This window comes from Sphaerisporangium sp. NPDC049003, from assembly GCF_043197795.1.
Classification (GTDB): Bacteria; Actinomycetota; Actinomycetes; order Streptosporangiales; family Streptosporangiaceae; genus Sphaerisporangium.
The window spans coordinates 1-16,897 of sequence record NZ_JBICTU010000049.1; the positions used below are offsets into that span (position 1 = coordinate 1).

19 protein-coding genes are annotated in these 16,897 nt (G+C 69.6%); 14 read left to right on the forward strand and 5 right to left on the reverse strand.

The features are described 5' to 3' along the window. Positions 1-373 precede the first annotated feature (373 nt). Together ACGFIV_RS33980 and ACGFIV_RS33985 are read left to right on the forward strand one after the other, a co-directional pair. Positions 374-1,450, forward strand: a complete 1,077-nt coding sequence (locus ACGFIV_RS33980; protein WP_358550962.1) for a trypsin-like peptidase domain-containing protein — start codon at positions 374-376, stop codon at positions 1,448-1,450. A 228-nt stretch (positions 1,451-1,678) separates the two neighbouring features. Continuing rightward, on the forward strand, positions 1,679-2,755 hold the full coding sequence (locus ACGFIV_RS33985) for a hypothetical protein (RefSeq protein WP_358550960.1): 1,077 nt from the start codon (positions 1,679-1,681) through the stop codon (positions 2,753-2,755). A gap of 86 nt (positions 2,756-2,841) precedes the next feature. Here ACGFIV_RS33985 and ACGFIV_RS33990 read toward each other — a convergent pair whose 3' ends face one another. Next, entirely contained in the window at positions 2,842-4,203 is a 1,362-nt protein-coding gene (locus ACGFIV_RS33990) for a hypothetical protein (RefSeq protein WP_358550958.1), read from the reverse strand. A gap of 183 nt (positions 4,204-4,386) precedes the next feature. Between ACGFIV_RS33990 and ACGFIV_RS33995 the strand changes: the two genes are divergently transcribed. Continuing rightward, positions 4,387-4,749, forward strand: a complete 363-nt coding sequence (locus ACGFIV_RS33995; protein ID WP_358550956.1) for a hypothetical protein — start codon at positions 4,387-4,389, stop codon at positions 4,747-4,749. Positions 4,750-4,796: 47 nt separating this feature from the next. Here the strand turns inward: ACGFIV_RS33995 and ACGFIV_RS34000 are convergent, their stop codons facing one another. Beyond that, positions 4,797-5,927 (reverse strand): NADP-dependent malic enzyme, encoded by a 1,131-nt coding sequence (locus ACGFIV_RS34000; RefSeq protein ID WP_358550968.1) that lies wholly within the window; start codon positions 5,925-5,927, stop codon positions 4,797-4,799. 596 nt (positions 5,928-6,523) lie between these two features. On the opposite strand from ACGFIV_RS34000, the gene ACGFIV_RS34005 reads away from it, so the two are divergent. Beyond that, entirely contained in the window at positions 6,524-7,066 is a 543-nt protein-coding gene (locus ACGFIV_RS34005) for a CGNR zinc finger domain-containing protein (protein ID WP_358550954.1), read from the forward strand. Here ACGFIV_RS34005 and ACGFIV_RS34010 read toward each other — a convergent pair. Beyond that, positions 7,047-7,358 (reverse strand): S24 family peptidase, encoded by a 312-nt coding sequence (locus tag ACGFIV_RS34010; RefSeq protein ID WP_358550952.1) that lies wholly within the window; start codon positions 7,356-7,358, stop codon positions 7,047-7,049. The two genes, ACGFIV_RS34005 and ACGFIV_RS34010, sit on opposite strands and share 20 nt — an antisense overlap. Before the next feature lie 82 nt (positions 7,359-7,440). Between ACGFIV_RS34010 and sodN the strand changes: the two genes are divergently transcribed. From sodN to ACGFIV_RS34025, 3 genes are all read left to right on the forward strand, one after another. After that, the gene (sodN, locus tag ACGFIV_RS34015) at positions 7,441-7,842 is read left to right on the forward strand and encodes a superoxide dismutase, Ni (RefSeq protein ID WP_358550951.1); all 402 of its coding nucleotides are present in this window, start codon (positions 7,441-7,443) and stop codon (positions 7,840-7,842) included. Between the two features lie 229 nt (positions 7,843-8,071). Then, positions 8,072-8,509 (forward strand): anti-sigma factor, encoded by a 438-nt coding sequence (locus tag ACGFIV_RS34020; protein ID WP_358550949.1) that lies wholly within the window; start codon positions 8,072-8,074, stop codon positions 8,507-8,509. Beyond that, positions 8,506-9,306 carry an RNA polymerase sigma factor SigF gene (locus tag ACGFIV_RS34025; RefSeq protein WP_344952723.1) on the forward strand — a complete coding sequence of 267 codons (801 nt, stop codon included), beginning with the start codon at positions 8,506-8,508 and terminating at the stop codon, positions 9,304-9,306. Before ACGFIV_RS34020 ends, ACGFIV_RS34025 begins: the two co-directional genes overlap by 4 nt. 41 nt (positions 9,307-9,347) lie before the next feature. Here ACGFIV_RS34025 and ACGFIV_RS34030 read toward each other — a convergent pair whose 3' ends face one another. After that, the gene (locus tag ACGFIV_RS34030) at positions 9,348-9,725 is read right to left on the reverse strand and encodes a hypothetical protein (RefSeq protein WP_392839139.1); all 378 of its coding nucleotides are present in this window, start codon (positions 9,723-9,725) and stop codon (positions 9,348-9,350) included. A gap of 60 nt (positions 9,726-9,785) precedes the next feature. On the opposite strand from ACGFIV_RS34030, the gene ACGFIV_RS34035 reads away from it, so the two are divergent. Together ACGFIV_RS34035 and ACGFIV_RS34040 are read left to right on the forward strand one after the other, a co-directional pair. Beyond that, the gene (locus tag ACGFIV_RS34035; protein ID WP_358550945.1) at positions 9,786-10,781 is read left to right on the forward strand and encodes a diacylglycerol kinase family protein; all 996 of its coding nucleotides are present in this window, start codon (positions 9,786-9,788) and stop codon (positions 10,779-10,781) included. Positions 10,782-11,068: 287 nt separating this feature from the next. Next, positions 11,069-11,323, forward strand: a complete 255-nt coding sequence (locus ACGFIV_RS34040; protein WP_358550943.1) for a WhiB family transcriptional regulator — start codon at positions 11,069-11,071, stop codon at positions 11,321-11,323. Between the two features lie 158 nt (positions 11,324-11,481). Here the strand turns inward: ACGFIV_RS34040 and ACGFIV_RS34045 are convergent, their stop codons facing one another. After that, a complete protein-coding gene (locus ACGFIV_RS34045; protein WP_358550941.1) occupies positions 11,482-12,945 on the reverse strand; it encodes a histidine kinase N-terminal domain-containing protein in 1,464 nt (487 codons plus the stop codon). 69 nt (positions 12,946-13,014) lie between these two features. On the opposite strand from ACGFIV_RS34045, the gene ACGFIV_RS34050 reads away from it, so the two are divergent. Genes ACGFIV_RS34050 through bioB form a run of 5 tightly spaced genes read left to right on the forward strand, consistent with a single transcriptional unit; the run spans position 13,015 to position 16,863 of the window. Next, positions 13,015-13,146 (forward strand): hypothetical protein, encoded by a 132-nt coding sequence (locus tag ACGFIV_RS34050; RefSeq protein ID WP_358550939.1) that lies wholly within the window; start codon positions 13,015-13,017, stop codon positions 13,144-13,146. Continuing rightward, positions 13,143-14,324 carry an 8-amino-7-oxononanoate synthase gene (locus ACGFIV_RS34055; RefSeq protein ID WP_358550937.1) on the forward strand — a complete coding sequence of 394 codons (1,182 nt, stop codon included), beginning with the start codon at positions 13,143-13,145 and terminating at the stop codon, positions 14,322-14,324. Before ACGFIV_RS34050 ends, ACGFIV_RS34055 begins: the two co-directional genes overlap by 4 nt. Continuing rightward, positions 14,321-15,076 (forward strand): GntR family transcriptional regulator, encoded by a 756-nt coding sequence (locus ACGFIV_RS34060; protein ID WP_358550935.1) that lies wholly within the window; start codon positions 14,321-14,323, stop codon positions 15,074-15,076. The genes ACGFIV_RS34055 and ACGFIV_RS34060 overlap by 4 nt, the downstream gene beginning before the upstream one ends. Before the next feature lie 43 nt (positions 15,077-15,119). Further along, the gene (bioD, locus tag ACGFIV_RS34065; protein WP_358550933.1) at positions 15,120-15,836 is read left to right on the forward strand and encodes a dethiobiotin synthase; all 717 of its coding nucleotides are present in this window, start codon (positions 15,120-15,122) and stop codon (positions 15,834-15,836) included. Between the two features lie 28 nt (positions 15,837-15,864). Next, the gene (gene bioB, locus ACGFIV_RS34070) at positions 15,865-16,863 is read left to right on the forward strand and encodes a biotin synthase BioB (RefSeq protein ID WP_358550931.1); all 999 of its coding nucleotides are present in this window, start codon (positions 15,865-15,867) and stop codon (positions 16,861-16,863) included. The last annotated feature ends 34 nt before the right edge of the window (positions 16,864-16,897 follow it).

Below are 16,897 nucleotides of genomic sequence, written 5' to 3' on the forward strand. Positions count from 1 at the left end.
CCAAGGACGGCGGCACCACCACCAAGGCCTGACGTTCTAGCCAGCTAGAGCGACAGCAGTCCTAGCAGGGCCCGGCATCCCATGCCGGGCCCTGTGCCTTTTGGACACGGATTGCCACACATTGAGTGATATACGTCACACCGCAGTGGACGGCATATTTCCACTCCGCGCGTGCGCGAGGCCCATTGGACCGTTTCCACCTGTGCCGGGCCGGACGGTGGCTCTCGTCGCGCAGTTCCCCAGACGGGCCGTACGGCCGACGCGCCATTGAGCCCTGCGACCCATTCCTCATGATCAGACCGATAGGTTCGTGCTGCCCCTTTTGGGGCGAGTGGGGCAGGAGTCACCTCCTGCGGCTGAACAAGGAGTCTCATTGAACACCCGAGTCAAGCGCCTCATGCTCCCTCTCGGGGGCGTCGCCATCGCCTCCGGCATGATCGCGGCATCCCTCACCACCGCTGTGACCGCCTCCGCGGCCGCGCCGGCCTCGGACGGCCTGTCCACCACCAAGGCCGACGCCGTGGACACCGTCAAGTTCTGGACGGCGAGCAACGGCAAGTCGCTCAAGGCCGCCACCAAGTTCACCTCTGACGCCGCCGTCCAGGGCAAGATCAAGCTGGGTGGCGGCGACGCCGCCCCCGACGGCAAGACCGGCGTCGTCCCGCCGATCGGCCAGGAGAAGATCACCCCCACCAAGGTGAAGAACGTCAACCTGCCGAAGACCATCGGCAAGGTGTTCTTCCGCCTCGACGGCAAGACGTACTGGTGCTCCGGCTCCTCGATCCAGGGCAAGTATCGCAACCTGGTCGCGACCGCCGGTCACTGCGTCTACGACACCGACGCCAACCGCGACACCCTGGACCGCTGGGTCTTCATTCCCGGTTACTACCAGGGCAAGGCCCCGTGGGGCATCTACGTCGGCAAGTCGGCGTACACGCACTTCGACTTCGCCAACTACGAGGACTTCGACAGCGACTACGCCTTCGTCACCGTCTACAACGGTGTCGAGGCCAGGACCTGGAAGGACGTCGGCCGCCTCGGCGACAACGTCGGCGGCCAGGGCTTCAGCTGGAACCAGAAGATCGGCCAGTCGGTCTACGCCTTCGGCTACCCCGCGGGCCTGCACCCCGACGGCGACGGACCGTACACCGGCCAGACGCCGAAGTACTGCTACGGCAAGACCTCCGCGGCCGGCCCCGTCTCCGGGTTCAAGGCCGAGGCCCAGATCGCCCTCAAGTGCTCCATGACCGCCGGCGCCTCGGGCGGCCCCTGGATCGCGCAGTACAGCAGCACCAAGCGGCTCGGCTACATCAACGGTGTGACGAGCCTGGTCGGCGACAGCGACGGCAACGGCCGCTTCGACTTCGCCACCTCGCCGTACTTCGACAGCGAGACCTACGCGATCTACTCCGCGGCCTCCAACCTCGCGTCCGGCAAGATCGGTAAGTGACACCCTGAGCTCGGCGTGACGAGGGCCCGGCTTCGGCCGGGCCCTCCGCACTTTCAATCTCACCTTGTGGTGAGGTTCCCCTATCGTTAAATCCCATTGAATGCCCATATGTCCGTTTATGGGGCGCGGATATATGGAGGGAGTAAAGAAATCGCATAGGCTCGAAGACATCCCCTTTGGGACGCATGGGACATAAGTGATGTTTCATGTCAGAACAAGAGGAGTTCCATGAATAACCGAGCAAAGCGCCTCATCCTCCCCCTCGGGGCCGCCGTCACCGCCACCGGAATGATCGGCGCGGCCCTCACCTCGTCCGCGGAGGCCACGGCCAAGCCTTCGCCGACGAACGTCTCCCTCGCCTCCAGCAAGTCGAAGGCGAACGACACCGCGAAGTTCTGGACCGCGAGCGGCGGAAAGCAGCTCAAGGCCGCGACTCGCTACTCCAACGACGACTCGGTCAAGGGCAAGGTCAAGTTCGGCGGGAGCGACGCCGCTCCCGACGGAAAGACCGGCTCCGTCCCGCCGATCGGACAGGAGAAGATCACCCCCACCAAGGTGAAGAACGTCAACCTGCCCAAGACCATCGGCAAGGTGTTCTTCCGCGTCCACGGCAAGCCGTACTGGTGTTCCGCGTCGTCGGTCCAGTCGAAGTACCACAACCTCGTGGCGACCGCCGGTCACTGCGTCTACGACACCGACGCCAACCGCGACACCCTCGACCACTGGGTCTTCATCCCCGGCTACTACCAGGGCAAGGCCCCGTGGGGCATCTACGTCGGCAAGTCGGCCTACACGCACTACGACTTCTCGGTCTACGAGGACTACGACAGCGACTACGCGTTCGTCACGGTCTACAACGGCATCAACGTGGGCACCTGGAAGGACGTCGGTCGCCTCGGTGACAACGTCGGCGGCCAGGGCTTCGCGTGGAACCAGAAGATCGGCGAGCCGGTCTACGTCTTCGGCTACCCCTCCGGCCCGCACCCCGACAGGGACAGGCCGTACACCGGTGTCACGCCGAAGTGGTGTTACGGCAAGACCAAGCCCGCCCCGGTCAGCGCCGCCTACAAGGCCGAGGCGCAGATCGCCGTCAAGTGCTCCATGACCGGCGGCTCCGCCGGCGCGCCGTGGATCACCAAGTACAGCAGCACGAAGCGGCTCGGCTACATCAACGGTGTCACCAGCCTAATTGGCGACTCCGACGGCAACGGCCGCTACGACTTCAGCACCTCGCCGTACTTCGACAGCGAGACCTACGCGGTCTACAGCAAGGCCGCCAACCTCTGGTCAGGCTCGATCCGCTGATGCGGTGAAGGGACAGCGGGGCCCGGCTTCGGCCGGGCCCCGCGCCGCGTTCCACGACCCTCAGGGGCCGGTACGCACGAGCCCGCCTACGCCGCCGGGGCGAGCTCCCTGGTGCGCTGGACCAGTGCCGCCACGATCGGCTCACCGCTGAGCGGCTCCAGCCTCTTGCGCAGGTCGGCGACGTAGGACCGCGTCCGTACGGACTGCAGGCCGGCCGCCAGGTCGAGCGCGGACGTGCCGACCTGGCAGGCCTCCTCGGCGTCCCCGAGCAGGGCGTGGGCCGAGGCGAGCAGGGACAGGTTGAACATCCTCCCGCGGACGAACCGCCCGTCCATGTCGAGCGACCGGCGCGCGTACCGTACGGCCTGAGCGCCGTCTCCGAGGTCCCTGAAGCAGTGGGCGTACTTGGCCGCCAGATACGCCTCGTCGAAGTAGCGGATCCACTCGGGCTCCTCGTCCGGGCGACGGCGGTCGAACGCCAGGTCGGCCTCGTGGAGCGCGAGGGCGCAGGCCGGGCCGTCCGAGAGCGCCGCGTGGGCGTGGGCCTCCAGCACGTACGCCTCCGCGAGCAGCGAGGGGACGTCCGCGCGGCGGGCGGACAGTTGCGCCGCCCTGGCCAGATCGAGGGCATGCCTTGGTTGTCCTATATATATGGCTTGGTGCGCCATGCCGGCGAGGATCTCGCCGCCGAAGCCGTGGTCGCCCGCGCCGCGAGCCAGGCTCAGCGCCTGGATGAGATGGCGCTGCGCCAGGCCGTGCTGCTCCAGGTCATAGGCCATCCAGCCGGCCAGGCGGGTCACCTCGGCCGCGGCCGAGGCCAGCGCCCTGCCCGTGGCCTCGCCGTAGACGCCGTCCTTGAGCAGTGGGGCGACCGCCGAGTCGAGATATTTCACGACCGCGGAGCGCACCCGGCCTCCACCGAAGCGATTGTCCAGTTCGCCGAACGAGCGGGTGACCTCGCGGATCGCGGCGATGTCGGGCGCGCCGACCTTGCGTACACCGCCGGCCTCGGGCTTGCCTTCCATGGGAAGGGTCAGCCAGCGCAGGGCTCCCGCCGAACCCGCTCCGACGGCGAAGGCGGAGTCGAGCAGGAACCTGCGCCTCTCCATGTCCGCCCTCCATAGTGCTGTCACGGTCTCGACACCCTCCTGCCACGAGTGAGTGAATTCCTGTCCGAGGTCGAGGGGCGTGGCTCCCCCCGCCATACCGAGGTCCTCCGAAGTGACCGGCCGGCCGAGTTTCAGTGCGAAGATCTCCGCGAGGAGCGTCGGCACCGGATCGCGCGGCTGCTGGCCGCCGATCCAGCGCAACACCGAGCTGTGGTCGTACCTCAGCCCCGTGAGGCCCCGCGCGGCCCCGAGGTCGTTGAGCCTGCGGGCCAGGCCCTTGTGGGAGTAGGCCGCCTCGGCGATGAGGTGACGAAGAAGGAGGTTGGGCTCACGTCGCATCGCTCGTTCCCCCAGGAGGCTTGCATGCTGGTCATGGGCACTCCGGTAGCCGCAAGCCCCCTGCGCACACATACGCCCTTCGTGCACACTCTTGCCCCGGCAGGTAACGGAGGGTTTTTGTTATAGCACGATGCGTGACATGGTGTGGGAATTCCCAAGACTTGACCCAAGGAGCGATACCTCATGACGAAGGCAAGCCTTTTCGACTGGGATGTCTACACAGGACACGAACCCGCCGGCTGGACGGCCTGCGGGGTCACGGCCACCGAGAAACTGGCCGTGGAGAGGGTGGGGACGACCTTCGCGGCCATGCCGTACGGCACGTGCGCGTGGGCGGAGATCACCCGCGTACGGCTGGACCCCGCCCATCTGGCGCCGCGCGAGCGGCTGGAGGGCGGGCGGCACGTGGCGGTACGGCTGTGGGACGGGGGCGTGGTCTGGTCGCTGCCCCGCCGGCGCGTACAGGCCCTGCGCCGCCCGATCCCGCGCAGGCGGCCGATCGCGCCGCCCTTCCCCGACGACTACGGCGGCTCGGGGAAGGCGTGAGACGGCAAGGGGCCCGCTGGAGGCGGGCCCCGGTGTGTGCTCGGCCGCTACCTGCGGGCCACCCCGTCGAGGCGGGCCTGGCTTGCGACGGCCTCGACGACCGCGGGGGCGACCCGCTCGTCGAACGGGCTCGGGATCACGTAGTTCTCCGACACGTCCGGCCCCACGACGGCGGCGAGGGCGTGGGCGGCGGCGACCTTCATGTTCTCGGTGATCGTCGAGGCCCGCACGTCCAGGGCTCCGCGGAACACCCCCGGGAACGCCAGCACGTTGTTGATCTGGTTGGGGAAGTCGGATCGGCCGGTGGCCACCACACGGGCGTGCCTGCGCGCGAGGTCGGGGTGGATCTCGGGCGTCGGGTTCGACAGGGCGAACACGATCGAGTCGGCCGCCATGGAGGCCACGGCGCCCTCCGACAGGGTCGAGCCGGACAGGCCGATGAAGACGTCGGCCCCGGCCAGCGCCTCCTCGGTGGAGCCGGTGAACCCGCCGCGGTTGGTGTCCCTGGCGAGCGCCTCCTTGAAGGGGTTCAGCCCGTCGCGGCCCTGGTAGATCATGCCCTTGGAGTCGGAGACGGCGATGTCGCCGATGCCCGCGTTCAGCAGGATCCTGGTGACCGCCACGCCGGAGGCCCCGGCGCCGGCGACCACGGCCCGCAGGTCGCCCAGGGACCGCCCGGTCAGGCGGGCGGCGTTCTGCAGGGCGGCGAGCACCACGATGGCGGTGCCGTGCTGGTCGTCGTGGAAGACCGGGATGCTGAGGAGCTCGCGCAGGCGGTCCTCGACCTCGAAGCAGCGGGGGGCGCTGATGTCCTCCAGGTTGATGCCCCCGAACGAGGGCGCGAGCCGTACGACGGTCTCGACCAGGGCGTCCACGTCGGTGCAGTCGAGGCAGACGGGCACGGCGTCGACGTCGCCGAACTGCTTGAACAGCAGCGCCTTGCCCTCCATCACGGGCATGGCGGCGGCGGGGCCGATGTCACCGAGGCCGAGCACGGCCGTGCCGTCGGAGACCACGGCGACGACATTGGAGACCCAGGTGTAGTCGTTGACGAGATCGGGCTGGTCGGCGATCGCGGTGCAGACCCTGGCGACGCCCGGCGTGTAGGCCAGGGACAGGTCTTCGGCGTTGCGGACCGGGACGGTGGACCGGACCTCGAGCTTGCCGCCGCGGTGCATCGCGAACACGGGATCAAGATCGAGGGATTCGAGAGAAGCGGAGAACGGCGTGACTGCCACAGCGACCCCTGTGTCTAAGGACGGATTCCTTCGGTAGACGCCGCAGGCGAACGCAGGCCCAGGCTTCTGTAGCCGCCCGGCGGCCGTCGTCGTTGACGGTCGTCTCTTGAGGGGGTACGGGGGTCACCCGTTGCTTGATTGTGCCACATGTCGAGACGCCTGCCGATGTCGGCTCTGCCACAGAACTGGCGGCCATTGCCGAGCGCCAGGCGCATCCAACCGGACATATCGCTACTTTTCCCCCCTGACCAGCTCTTACCCGTCGCGCTTGGTCTCGATACCCCCATCTCCACCCGAGGCGTTCCGGCGTCCGACCCGTACCGCCGCCCCCGGCCACCCCGGCCGGCGACATCGGCACCGCTCGGACGCCGCGCCCGCCCCGTACCCCTGGACCGCACCCGCACGCCGCCGCCGCCCTCCCTCCCGCTCCGTACCCTGGACCGCACGCGCACGCCGCCGCCGCCCACCCGCTCCGCCGGTCGTTCCGTGTAATACTCGATGTCCCGACTCGTCTCTTACAGCGGTGGAATTCCACAGTGGACCTGACCTCATACGCCGAGCTGGCGGTGCTGCTGGTCAACAGCGAGGACGCGCTGAGCTCACTGGAGGGCGCACGGCGCTTCCTCGTCGAGGCCGGCCGCGCGAGACAGGCCGGCCGCCTCGGCCGCGCCGACCTCGAAGCGCTGCGCGAGCTGCGCCGCGAGCTGGCCGCCGTCTTCGCCGCGGCCGCGCGTCACGACGAGCAGAACGCCGTCGACCGGCTCAACGCCCTGCTGACGCGGCATCCGGTCCATCCGCAGATCTCCCGCCACGACGGGCAGCGCTGGCACCTGCACCTCACCGAGGGCGGCCGCCTCTCCGACGAGTACGCCGCGGGCGCGATCATGGGGCTCACCGCGCTGGTCACCGAGCTCGGCGTCGACCGGCTCGGGTACTGCCAGGCGTCCCCGTGCCACCGCGCCTACCTCGACACCTCCTCCAACCGGTCCCGCCGCTACTGCTCGGAGCGCTGCGCCAGCCGGGCCAACGTGGCGGCCTACCGCGCCCGCCGGCGCGACCTCAGCGGCCACCGCGCCTGAACGGCCAGTAGCGGAACATCACGCGGCCGAGCACCATCGACGGAGGCACCGCGCCGAAGTCCCAGCTGTCCTTGCGCCCGGGCGCCCGCTGGTTCTCGCTCTCCAGCCACCACCCGTCCCGGTCGCGCCACGCCGCCCGCTTGACGATCATCTTGGCGGGGTCGCCGGGCAGCCGGGCGAGGACGAGATCGCGGGGCCGCACCGCGGCGCCGCGGCGGACGACGAGCCAGTCCCCCGGCCGGAGGACGGGCAGCATCGAATCGCCTTCGACGCGCACCCTGATGAACGACATCCCCTGCCATCTCTGTGAATCAAGGCGAGTAAGTTGGGCACTGGATAGTGCTGTCTGTTATCAGCATCAAGGAAGGAAACCGATGCTCGCACGACTGTTGCGGCCTGGCCATGTCGCCTCCGCGCACTGCGATCTCCCCTGTGGGGTGTACGACCCCGCCCAGGCTCGCATCGAGGCCGAGTCCGTGAAGGCGATCATGCAGAAGTACGCCGACAACGACGACCCGGTGTTCCGTGCGCGCGCGCTGTCGATCAAGGAGGAGCGCGCCGACCTGGTCAAGCACCACCTGTGGGTGCTGTGGACCGACTACTTCAAGCCCCCGCACCTGGAGCAGTACCCCCAGCTCCACCAGCTGTTCTGGGACGCGACGAAGCTGGCCGGAGCCGCGGGCGCCAAGGGCACCGTGGACGTGAGCAAGGCCGACGACCTTCTCGGGAAGATCGACGATATCTCGAAGATCTTCTGGGAGACCAAGGCCGCCTGAGACTCTTCGCCCCGTTCTGGCCTCGTGCGGTCTGCTTTCGCGCGAGGCCAGAGGCGTCTCACGAGGCCAGGAGCCCGGCAAACGCCCCCGGATGTCAACGAAAGGACAGCGGGACGTCAGGGAAACCGGCCGCATTTCTACAAGATCACGACTATCGGCGCGTCCCAGCCCTGCAACACGGGGCGAGGGGCGGTAAGTTGCTAATCAGCAGCTCTGTGCGAGGAGGAACGTGACCGACGAGACAGCGACGCGGGCCGGCGGCATCCCCGGTGGGCTCGCGGGGATCCGTGACGCGGTGAGCGTGCGACTGCCCGCTGCGAGTGCCTACCTGTCCGTGCTGCGCACGGCCACGGCGGGGCTGGCCGCGCGCCTCGACTTCACCCTGGACGAGATCGAGGATCTTCGTATCGCGGTCGACGAGGCGTGCGCCATGCTGCTGGGCCACGCCGTGCCCGGCACCGATCTGATCGCCGAGTTCGAGCTGACGGGCCAGGAGATGATCGTCCGGGTCGAGGTCGGCACGGTCGGCCAGGCCGAGCCCAAACGCGACGACTTCGCCTGGATGGTGCTCACAGCGCTGGCCGACGACGTGGACGCCGAGACCGACACACCCGACCGCATGGCAATCGTGCTGCACAAGCGCCGAGGCGCTGCGAGGCTGTCGTGACGGAGAGGACCCGGGCCGTGGCCGGCAGTGACAGCACCGTCCCCGACAGGGTTCGGGCCCGTGGGCTGTTCGGCGAGCTGGCGGAGTTGCCCGCCGACGACCCGCGTCGCCAGCGCATCCGCGACGAGCTGGTCGAGCTGCACCTGCCCCTGGTCGAATACCTGGCCCGGCGTTTCCGCAACCGGGGCGAGTGGCTCGACGACCTCACCCAGGTCGCCACGATCGGCCTGATCAAGTCGATCGACCGTTTCGACCTGGCCCGGGGCGTGGAGTTCTCCACCTACGCCACCCCGACCATCGTGGGCGAGATCAAGCGCCACTTCCGCGACAAGGGCTGGGCGGTCCGGGTGCCGCGCCGCCTGCAGGAGCTGAAGCTCTCGCTGACGAAGGCCATCAGCGAGCTGTCGCAGCGTCAGGGCCGGGCGCCCACCGTCGCCGAGCTGGCCGCCCACCTGCAGATGACCGAGGAAGAGGTGCTGGAGGGCCTTGAGTCGGCCAACGCCTACTCCACGGTGTCCCTCGACGCGCCCGACTCCGGTGACGACGACGCGCCGGCCGTGTCCGACTCGCTCGGCATCGTCGACGAGTCCCTGGAGGGCGTGGAGTACCGCGAGTCGCTGAAGCCGCTGCTCGAACGGCTTCCGCCTCGCGAGAAGCGCATCCTGCTGCTGCGCTTCTTCGGCAACATGACGCAGTCGCAGATCGCCACCGAGCTGGGCATCTCCCAGATGCACGTCTCGCGCCTGCTCGCCCGCACCCTGGCTCAGCTCCGCGAGGGCCTCACCGCCGAAGACTGACCGCCGAAGCCCGACCCTGCCCCGGCCGGCCACCGGTCGGGCTAGTCTCCGATCATGGCCCGCGTCGTCGCGGGCGCCAGCAGCGCGATCAGACCGGCCAGCGCCACCACGATCAGAAGCACGCCCGGCACGGTCTGCGCCGACTGCACCAGCGAGACGCCGACCGGCAGCGCGAAGATCTGCGTGACCACTCCAGGGGCCCGGCTCCACCGGGCCGCCCCGAGCACGCCCCATGCCACCCAGATCAGGGCGGCGCCGATGCCGATGCCGAACGCCGAGACGACGATGGAACTGCTCACGTCGGACGGCTTGCCGATGACGGTCTCCACCGCGGCATAGCCGCCGAGCACGACGGCGGTGAGGCCCTCCAGGGCGAGGACGACGGCGGCCACGACAAGGGTCACCGGACGGTTCAACATATCGCGTCACCCTACTTGACCCCGGTGGCAGGTGCTCGACCGGTGGATACGCTGGGCGACATGCGTGCACTCCTCCTGATCAACCCCATGGCGACGTCGACGAACCGTCGTACGAGGGATGTCCTCATACGCGCTCTGGGCGCGGCCGTCGAGTTGTCGGTGGAGGAGACCGGGTACCGAGGTCACGCGACGGTGCTCGCGGGCACCGCACGCGAGAAGGGGTTCGACGTGATCGCCGTCCTCGGCGGCGACGGCACCATAAACGAGGCCGTCAACGGCATGCTCGACGGCGATCGGGCGCGGCCCGCGCTGATCGTGATCCCGGGCGGGAGCGCCAACGTCTTCGCCCGGTCGCTCGGGCTGCCGAACAGTCCCGTGGAGGCGATGGGCGCGGTGCTGGAGGCGATCCGGGAAGGACGGCGCCGCACCGTCAACCTCGGCCAGGCGATCTGGGAGGACGGCGCGCTCGGAGCCGCCTCGCCGGGCGAGGCCACCAAGCCGGCTCACGACACCCCAGAACCCTCCAACAGCCGATATTTCACCTTCTGTGCGGGGCTGGGGTACGACGCCGAGGTGATACGCGCCATGGAAGGCCTGCGAAGCGCCGGGTACAAGGCCTCGCCGAGCCGGTACGTCAACACCGCGTTGCGGCACTATTTCATGACAGACCGGCACCACCCGGCCATCCGGCTTGAACGGCCTCACCGCGGGCCTGTCGACGGCATCTTCATGACGATCATCTGCAACACCGCGCCGTGGACCTACATCGGCGACCAGCCGGTCAACCCCACGCCGTGGGCGGGTTTCGACACCGGGCTCGACATGCTCGGCCTGCGGCGCATGGGCATGGCCGCCATGGCGCGCCTGATCCGCCAGATCATCGGCGACCGGGTTGGCCTGCCGAGGGGTGGGCATCTAGTCCATGTGCACGACGAGGAGGAGTTCACCCTGTCGGCCCGGCGGCCCATGGCCTTCCAACTTGACGGCGATTATCTCGGCGAGCGCGAGCGCGTGACTTTCCGGTCCGTTCCAGGCGCGTTACAAATTCTGGTCTAAGGCATCACATGCCGTCATAGTGTGATGCATCCGACATCCATATCCGGCAAAACGTTCTCCCAAACCTCTTGCGTGACCTGGGCATGCCTGAAAAGCTCAACACGACGTCGGAACGTAGGACGTTTGAGGATCCCACCCTGTTCCTCGAAGGTCTGCGGCGCTCACGCGAGTTTTCCTGGACCCCCAACATATGGCCCAGGCAAAATCTCGCCATGGTTAGTGAAAGTGTTCACAAACATCCGTCACCGGACGGAGCCGCAGGCTCCACCTACGAAGGAGTGGAACGCATGGACTGGCGCCACCGCGCTGCCTGCCGTGACGTGGACCCCGAGCTGTTCTTCCCGATCGGCAACACCGGACCGGCTCTCATGCAGATCGAAGAGGCCAAGCAGGTCTGCCGTGCCTGCCCGGTCAGCGAGCCGTGCCTGAAGTGGGCCATCGAGTCCGGCCAGGACGCCGGCGTGTGGGGCGGTCTGAGCGAGGACGAGCGTCGCGCACTCAAGCGCCGCACCGCCCGCGCCCGAGCCCGCGCGGGCGTCTGAGCCCGCACGTCGCACCGAACCCCTGAGTCCGGAGCGTCTCCGGACCGCACATGACTTCCGCACCGCCCCAGCGTCGCGGCGTACGGAACCGACACGCCCGGCATCGCCTCACGCGATGGCCGGGCGTCGCAGTGTCCAGGCGCACCGGCAGCGCACCGTCACCGCTCGACCGGCTGCACCGGGATGGTCATGGAGACCTCGGTCCCCCCGCCCTGACGCGGCTTGACGGCGAGGCGGCCGGACAGCTCCCCGACGACGAGCGTGCGGACGATCTGCAGGCCCAGGCTGGTCGACGCCTCCAGGTCGAAGCCCTCGGGAAGGCCCTCGCCGTCGTCGGCCACGATGAGGTCGAGCCTCTCCTCGGTGCGCGAGACGATCACCTTGATCGTGCCGCTGCCGTACGCGAACCCGTGCTGGACGGCGTTCTGGAGCAACTCGGTCAGCACCATGGCCACCGGAGTGGCGATCATCGCGGGGAGCATGCCGAAGCTCCCCACCCGGCGCGGCATCACGTTGGCCGCCGACACCTCACCGGTCATCGAGATCACGCGATCGGCGATGTCGTCGAAGTCGACGATCTCCTCGGGTGTGTGCGACAGCGTCTCATGCACGATCGCGATCGAGCCCACCCTGCGCACCGCCTCCTCCAGGGCCTCGCGCCCCTCGGGCACGCGCAGCCGCCGCGCCTGGAGCCGCAGCAGCGCGGCCACCGTCTGGAGGTTGTTCTTCACCCTGTGGTGGATCTCGCGTATGGTCGCGTCCTTGGTCAGCAGCTCGCGCTCGCGGCGGCGCAGCTCGGTCACGTCCCTGATGAGCACCAGCGCGCCGATGCGGCCGCCGCCCACGATGAGCGGGATCGCGCGGAGCTGCACCACGTTGGCGCCCGCCTCGACCTCGGTCTCCCGGGGAGAACGGCCGCTCGCCACGAGCATGAGGTCCTCGTTGATGGGCTCGTCGGAGTAGCAAAGGGTGGCGGTCGTCTTGCCCAGCTCCGAGCCCACGAGGTCGGCGTTGAGCCCGAGCCTCCGGTAGGCCGACAGGGCGTTGGGCGAGGCGTAGGTCACCCGCCCGGCGCGGTCGAGCCTCAGCAGCCCGTCGCCGACCCTCGGGGAGCGGACCAGGATCGGCGCCGCCTCCGGGAAGGGGAAACGACCCTCCGCGACCATCTGCGCCAGGTCGGACGCGCTCTGCAGGTAGGTGAGCTCCAGCCGGGACGGCGTGCGCGCCGAGGACAGGTTGGTCGACCGCTGGATGACCGCCACGAAGTGGTCGTCACGCCGCACCGGGATGGTCTCCTCGCGCACGGGCACGCCACTGGACCAGTCGGGGTCTCCCTCGCGGCAGATGCGGTGCTCGTTCCACGCCGTGTCGATCAGCGGACGCTCCCCCGCCGCCACGATCGAGCCGACGACGTCGTCGTGGTAGACCGTGGGACCCGTCGTCGGGCGCATCTGCGCCACGGCCACCCACCCGGACTCGTCCCGCAGGGGGATCCACAGGATCAGGTCGGCGAAGGACAGGTCGGCGAGGAGCTGCCAGTCGGTGACCAGCGAATGCATCCACTCAAGGTCGGCCGGGTCGAGAGTGGTGTGGCGCGCCACCAGGTCGCTGAGAGTCGGCACCTGAGCATCATGCGTGCTAACCCCGGCCCAAAGCGAATCGACAGCGTCGGCCCTGGGAAGATTCTCCTGATGGAGCACATAGAAGTGCCCGCTTACCCCGTGGAACGTCCGGCGAGCGTGGCCGCCGGCACGACCGAGACCGTGGACGGCCCCGGCACGCGCCGGGTCGCGAGCACGGCCGGCACGGGAGAGGCCACGTGAACGACGCCGACCTTAGCGAGACCATGAACGCAGATCCCCTGGCGCGGCTGCGCACCGCCGCCGCCACCCGTGAGGCGGCCGGGCTCAAGCGCGCCCTGCGCCCCCGCACCCCCGACCACGACGGCCTCATCGACCTGGCCTCCAACGACTACCTCGGGCTCTCCCGCGACGAGCGGCTGATCGCGGCGGCGGTGGAGGCCACCGGACGGTGGGGCACCGGCTCGACCGGCTCACGGCTCGTCACGGGCACGACCACCCTCCACGCGGAGCTGGAGGAACGGCTGGCGTCCTTCGCCCACGCCAGGCGCGCTCTGGTCTTCTCCTCCGGGTACCTGGCGAACCTCGCGGCGGTCGCGACGCTGGGGGCGGGCGGGCTGGTGGTGAGCGACGAGGGCAACCACGCCTCGATCATCGACGCCTGCCGCCTCTCTCGCGCCAGGGTGGTCGTCACGCCCCACAAGGACGTCGAGGCGGTCGAGAAGGCGCTGGCGAACCGCACGGAGGAGCACGCCCTGGTCGTCACCGACGCGGTCTTCTCCGTCGACGGCGACCTCGCGCCCATCGCCGGCCTCTACGCCGCGGCCGTACGGCACGGGGCCCTGCTCGTCGTGGACGAGGCGCACTCACTGGGCGTGGTCGGCTCGGGCGGGCGAGGCGCCGTGGCCGACGCCGGGCTCGCCGACGCCCCGGCCGTTGTGAGAACCGTCACATTGTCCAAGTCGCTCGGATCGCAGGGCGGAGCCGTGCTAGGCGCGTCCGAGGTGGTGGACGCCCTGATCGACACGGGTAGGTCGTTCATCTTCGACACCGGCCTCACACCCCCTGCCGCCGCCGCCGCACTCGCGGCCCTTGATATCGTGAGCGACCATCCTGACCTGCCAAGACAGGCTCGGCACCGTGCGTCGGCGCTGGCCCGCGCGGCCGGGGACCGTGGCCTTCTCACCACGGACCCGGCGGCGGCCGTCGTGCCGGTCGTGCTCGGCCCTCCGCATGTCGCGCTCTCCGCCGCCGCGGTGTTCGCGGAGCACGGAGTGCGCGCCGGGTGCTTCCGCCCGCCATCGGTGCCATCGGGCCGGTCTTGTCTGAGATTGACCGCACGGGCCAATCTGAGTTCGGATGATCTCGCGGTGATCGGACGCGCGCTCACCGCCGTGGCCGAGATGAAGGTGAACGTGTGACGGAAGACTCTCCCCGGATTCCCAAGTACTACGACGTCAAACGGAACTTGCTGGAACTCACCAAGTCTCTGCCCGCCGGCGCGGCGCTGCCGCCCGAGCGTGCCCTCGCCGTGCGCTTCGAGACCTCGCGTACGACCGTCAGGCAGGCGCTCACCGAGCTGGTCATCGAGGGGCGGCTCCTGCGCATCCAGGGCAAGGGCACCTTCGTCGCCCAGCCCAAGGTGGCCCAGGTGCTGCAGCTCACGTCGTACACCGGGGATCTGCGCACGGTCGGCCTGGAGCCCGACACCAAGATCCTCGACATCAACTACATCACGGCCGACGAGACCCTGGCCCGCCGCCTGTGCATCAACCCGGGCGGCCGCGTCCTGCGCATCCACCGGCTGCGCCTGGCCAACGGCGAGCCGATGTCGATCGACACCACCCACCTGTCCGCCCGGCGCTTCTCGCGGCTGCGGCGGGAGCTGGAGGTGCACGCCTCCCTGTACGAGACCCTGCACAACGCCTACAACGTCCAGCTGACGGACGCCGAGGAAATAATAGAGACCGTGCTGGCGACCCCGTACGACGCCCAGGTCCTCGGCGTGGACGTCGGCCTGCCGATGCTGCTGCTGACCCGGCACGCCTTCGACGCGGAGGGCAACCCGGTGGAGTGGGCCCAGTCGCTCTACCGAGGCGACCGGTACAAGTTCGTCACCCGCCTCCGCAGGCCGCCGGAGTCCGGCGGGCCGAACGCGCCGGGACAGCCGTAGGGCCTGCCCGCCGGCCCGTCCCGGGGCCTCTAGGGTGGTGCCGGTGAGCATTCTGGTGGTCACCGGCACCGACACCGGTGTGGGCAAGACCGTGGTCACCGCCGCCGTCACCGCGCTGGCCCTGCGGCGGGAGGTGCCGGTCGCGGTGGTGAAGCCCGCGCAGACGGGCGTCGCGGCCGGCGAGCCGGGAGACCTCGACGAGGTCATCCGGCTGTCCGGGGTGACCACGACGTTCGAGTTCGGGCGGTTCCCCGACCCGCTGTCCCCGGCCGCGGCGGCCCGCGCGTCCGGCCTTCCTCCCGTGTCCCTGGCCGACGTGGCCGAGCGCACCGCCGAGCTGGCCGAGACGCACCGCCTGGTGGTCGTCGAGGGCGCCGGAGGGCTGCTGGTGCGCTTCGACGAGGAGGGCGCCACCATCGCCGACCTGGCCCGCGCGCTGCGCGCCCCCGTCCTTGTGGTGGCGAGGGCCGGGCTCGGCACGCTGAACCACACGGCGCTGACGCTGGAGGCGCTCGCCGGCCGAGGGCTCGACCTGGCGGGGCTGGTGATCGGGTCCTGGCCGCGCGAGCCCGGCGTCGCCGACCGGAGCAACGTGGCCGACCTGGAGACCCTCGCGGCCCGGCCCCTGGCGGGAGTGCTCCCCGAGGGCGCCGGCGCGCTCGGCCGTACGGCCTTCGCCCGCGTGGCCCATGACGGACTGGGGCCCCTGCTAGGCGGCGGGTTCGACACTTCTCGGTTCCGGGCAACCCTTAGTCTGTGACGCAACCGACAAGGGAGCCGCAGGACCGATGAGTATGGACATCTTGGAGATCGCCCGGGTTCAGGTGCTCGAGGAAGGCCGTGGGCTCTCCGCCGCTCAGGCCCTGCGATGTCTGGAACTGCCGGACGACCGCATTCCCGAGCTGCTCGCGCTCGCCCACGAGGTGCGCATGGCGTGGTGCGGCCCGGAGGTCGAGGTGGAGGGCATCGTTTCCCTCAAGACCGGCGGCTGCCCGGAGGACTGCCATTTCTGCTCCCAGTCCGGGCAGTTCACCTCCCCGGTACGGTCCGTCTGGCTCGACATCCCCTCGCTCGTCCAGGCGGCCGTCGAGACGGCGCAGACGGGCGCGACCGAGTTCTGCATCGTCGCCGCCGTGCGCGGGCCCGACCAGCGGCTCATGGACCAGGTCCGCGAGGGCGTCAAGGCCATCCGCGAGGCCGTCGAGATCAACGTCGCCTGCTCGCTCGGCATGCTCACCCAGGACCAGGTCGACGAGCTGGCCGAGATGGGCGTCCACCGCTACAACCACAACCTGGAGACCGCGCGCTCCCACTTCGGCCAGGTGGTGACCACCCACACATGGGAGGAGCGCTGGCAGACCTGCGAGATGGTCCGCGAGGCCGGCATGGAGCTGTGCTGCGGCGGCATCATCGGCATGGGCGAGACCAGGGAGCAGCGGGCCGAGTTCGCCGGGCAGCTCGGCGAGCTGCGTCCCGACGAGGTGCCGCTGAACTTCCTCAACCCGCGCCCCGGCACGCCGTTCGGGTCGTTGCCGCTGGTGGAGGGCCCCGAGGCCCTGAAGACGATCGCGACGTTCCGCCTGGCGCTGCCCCGCACGATCCTGCGGTACGCCGGGGGGCGCGAGCTCACCCTGGGCGACCTCGGCACGCGCGACGGCATGCTCGGCGGGGTGAACGCCATCATTGTCGGCAACTACCTCACGACGCTGGGCCGTTCCCCCGAGCAAGACCTGGAGCTCCTGGCGGACCTGAAGATGCCCATCAAGGCTCTCTCGCCGACGCTCTGACCCTAGAGTCGCCCCTTGAGCAGCTCAGATGAGC

Bases quoted from the DNA above. Each gene is read 5' to 3' on its own strand.
- ACGFIV_RS34035 (WP_358550945.1), top strand. From the start codon at position 9,786: ATGCGTGCACTCCTCCTGATCAACCCCATGGCGACGTCGACGAACCGT.
- ACGFIV_RS34040 (WP_358550943.1), top strand. From the start codon at position 11,069: ATGGACTGGCGCCACCGCGCTGCCTGCCGTGACGTGGACCCCGAGCTG.
- ACGFIV_RS33990 (WP_358550958.1), bottom strand. From the start codon at position 4,203: ATGCGACGTGAGCCCAACCTCCTTCTTCGTCACCTCATCGCCGAGGCG.
- ACGFIV_RS34050 (WP_358550939.1), top strand. From the start codon at position 13,015: ATGGAGCACATAGAAGTGCCCGCTTACCCCGTGGAACGTCCGGCGAGC.
- bioB (WP_358550931.1), top strand. From the start codon at position 15,865: ATGAGTATGGACATCTTGGAGATCGCCCGGGTTCAGGTGCTCGAGGAA.
- ACGFIV_RS34000 (WP_358550968.1), bottom strand. From the start codon at position 5,927: ATGCACCGCGGCGGCAAGCTCGAGGTCCGGTCCACCGTCCCGGTCCGC.
- sodN (WP_358550951.1), top strand. From the start codon at position 7,441: ATGCTCGCACGACTGTTGCGGCCTGGCCATGTCGCCTCCGCGCACTGC.
- ACGFIV_RS34010 (WP_358550952.1), bottom strand. From the start codon at position 7,358: ATGTCGTTCATCAGGGTGCGCGTCGAAGGCGATTCGATGCTGCCCGTC.
- ACGFIV_RS33995 (WP_358550956.1), top strand. From the start codon at position 4,387: ATGACGAAGGCAAGCCTTTTCGACTGGGATGTCTACACAGGACACGAA.
- ACGFIV_RS33985 (WP_358550960.1), top strand. From the start codon at position 1,679: ATGAATAACCGAGCAAAGCGCCTCATCCTCCCCCTCGGGGCCGCCGTC.
- ACGFIV_RS34030 (WP_392839139.1), bottom strand. From the start codon at position 9,725: ATGTTGAACCGTCCGGTGACCCTTGTCGTGGCCGCCGTCGTCCTCGCC.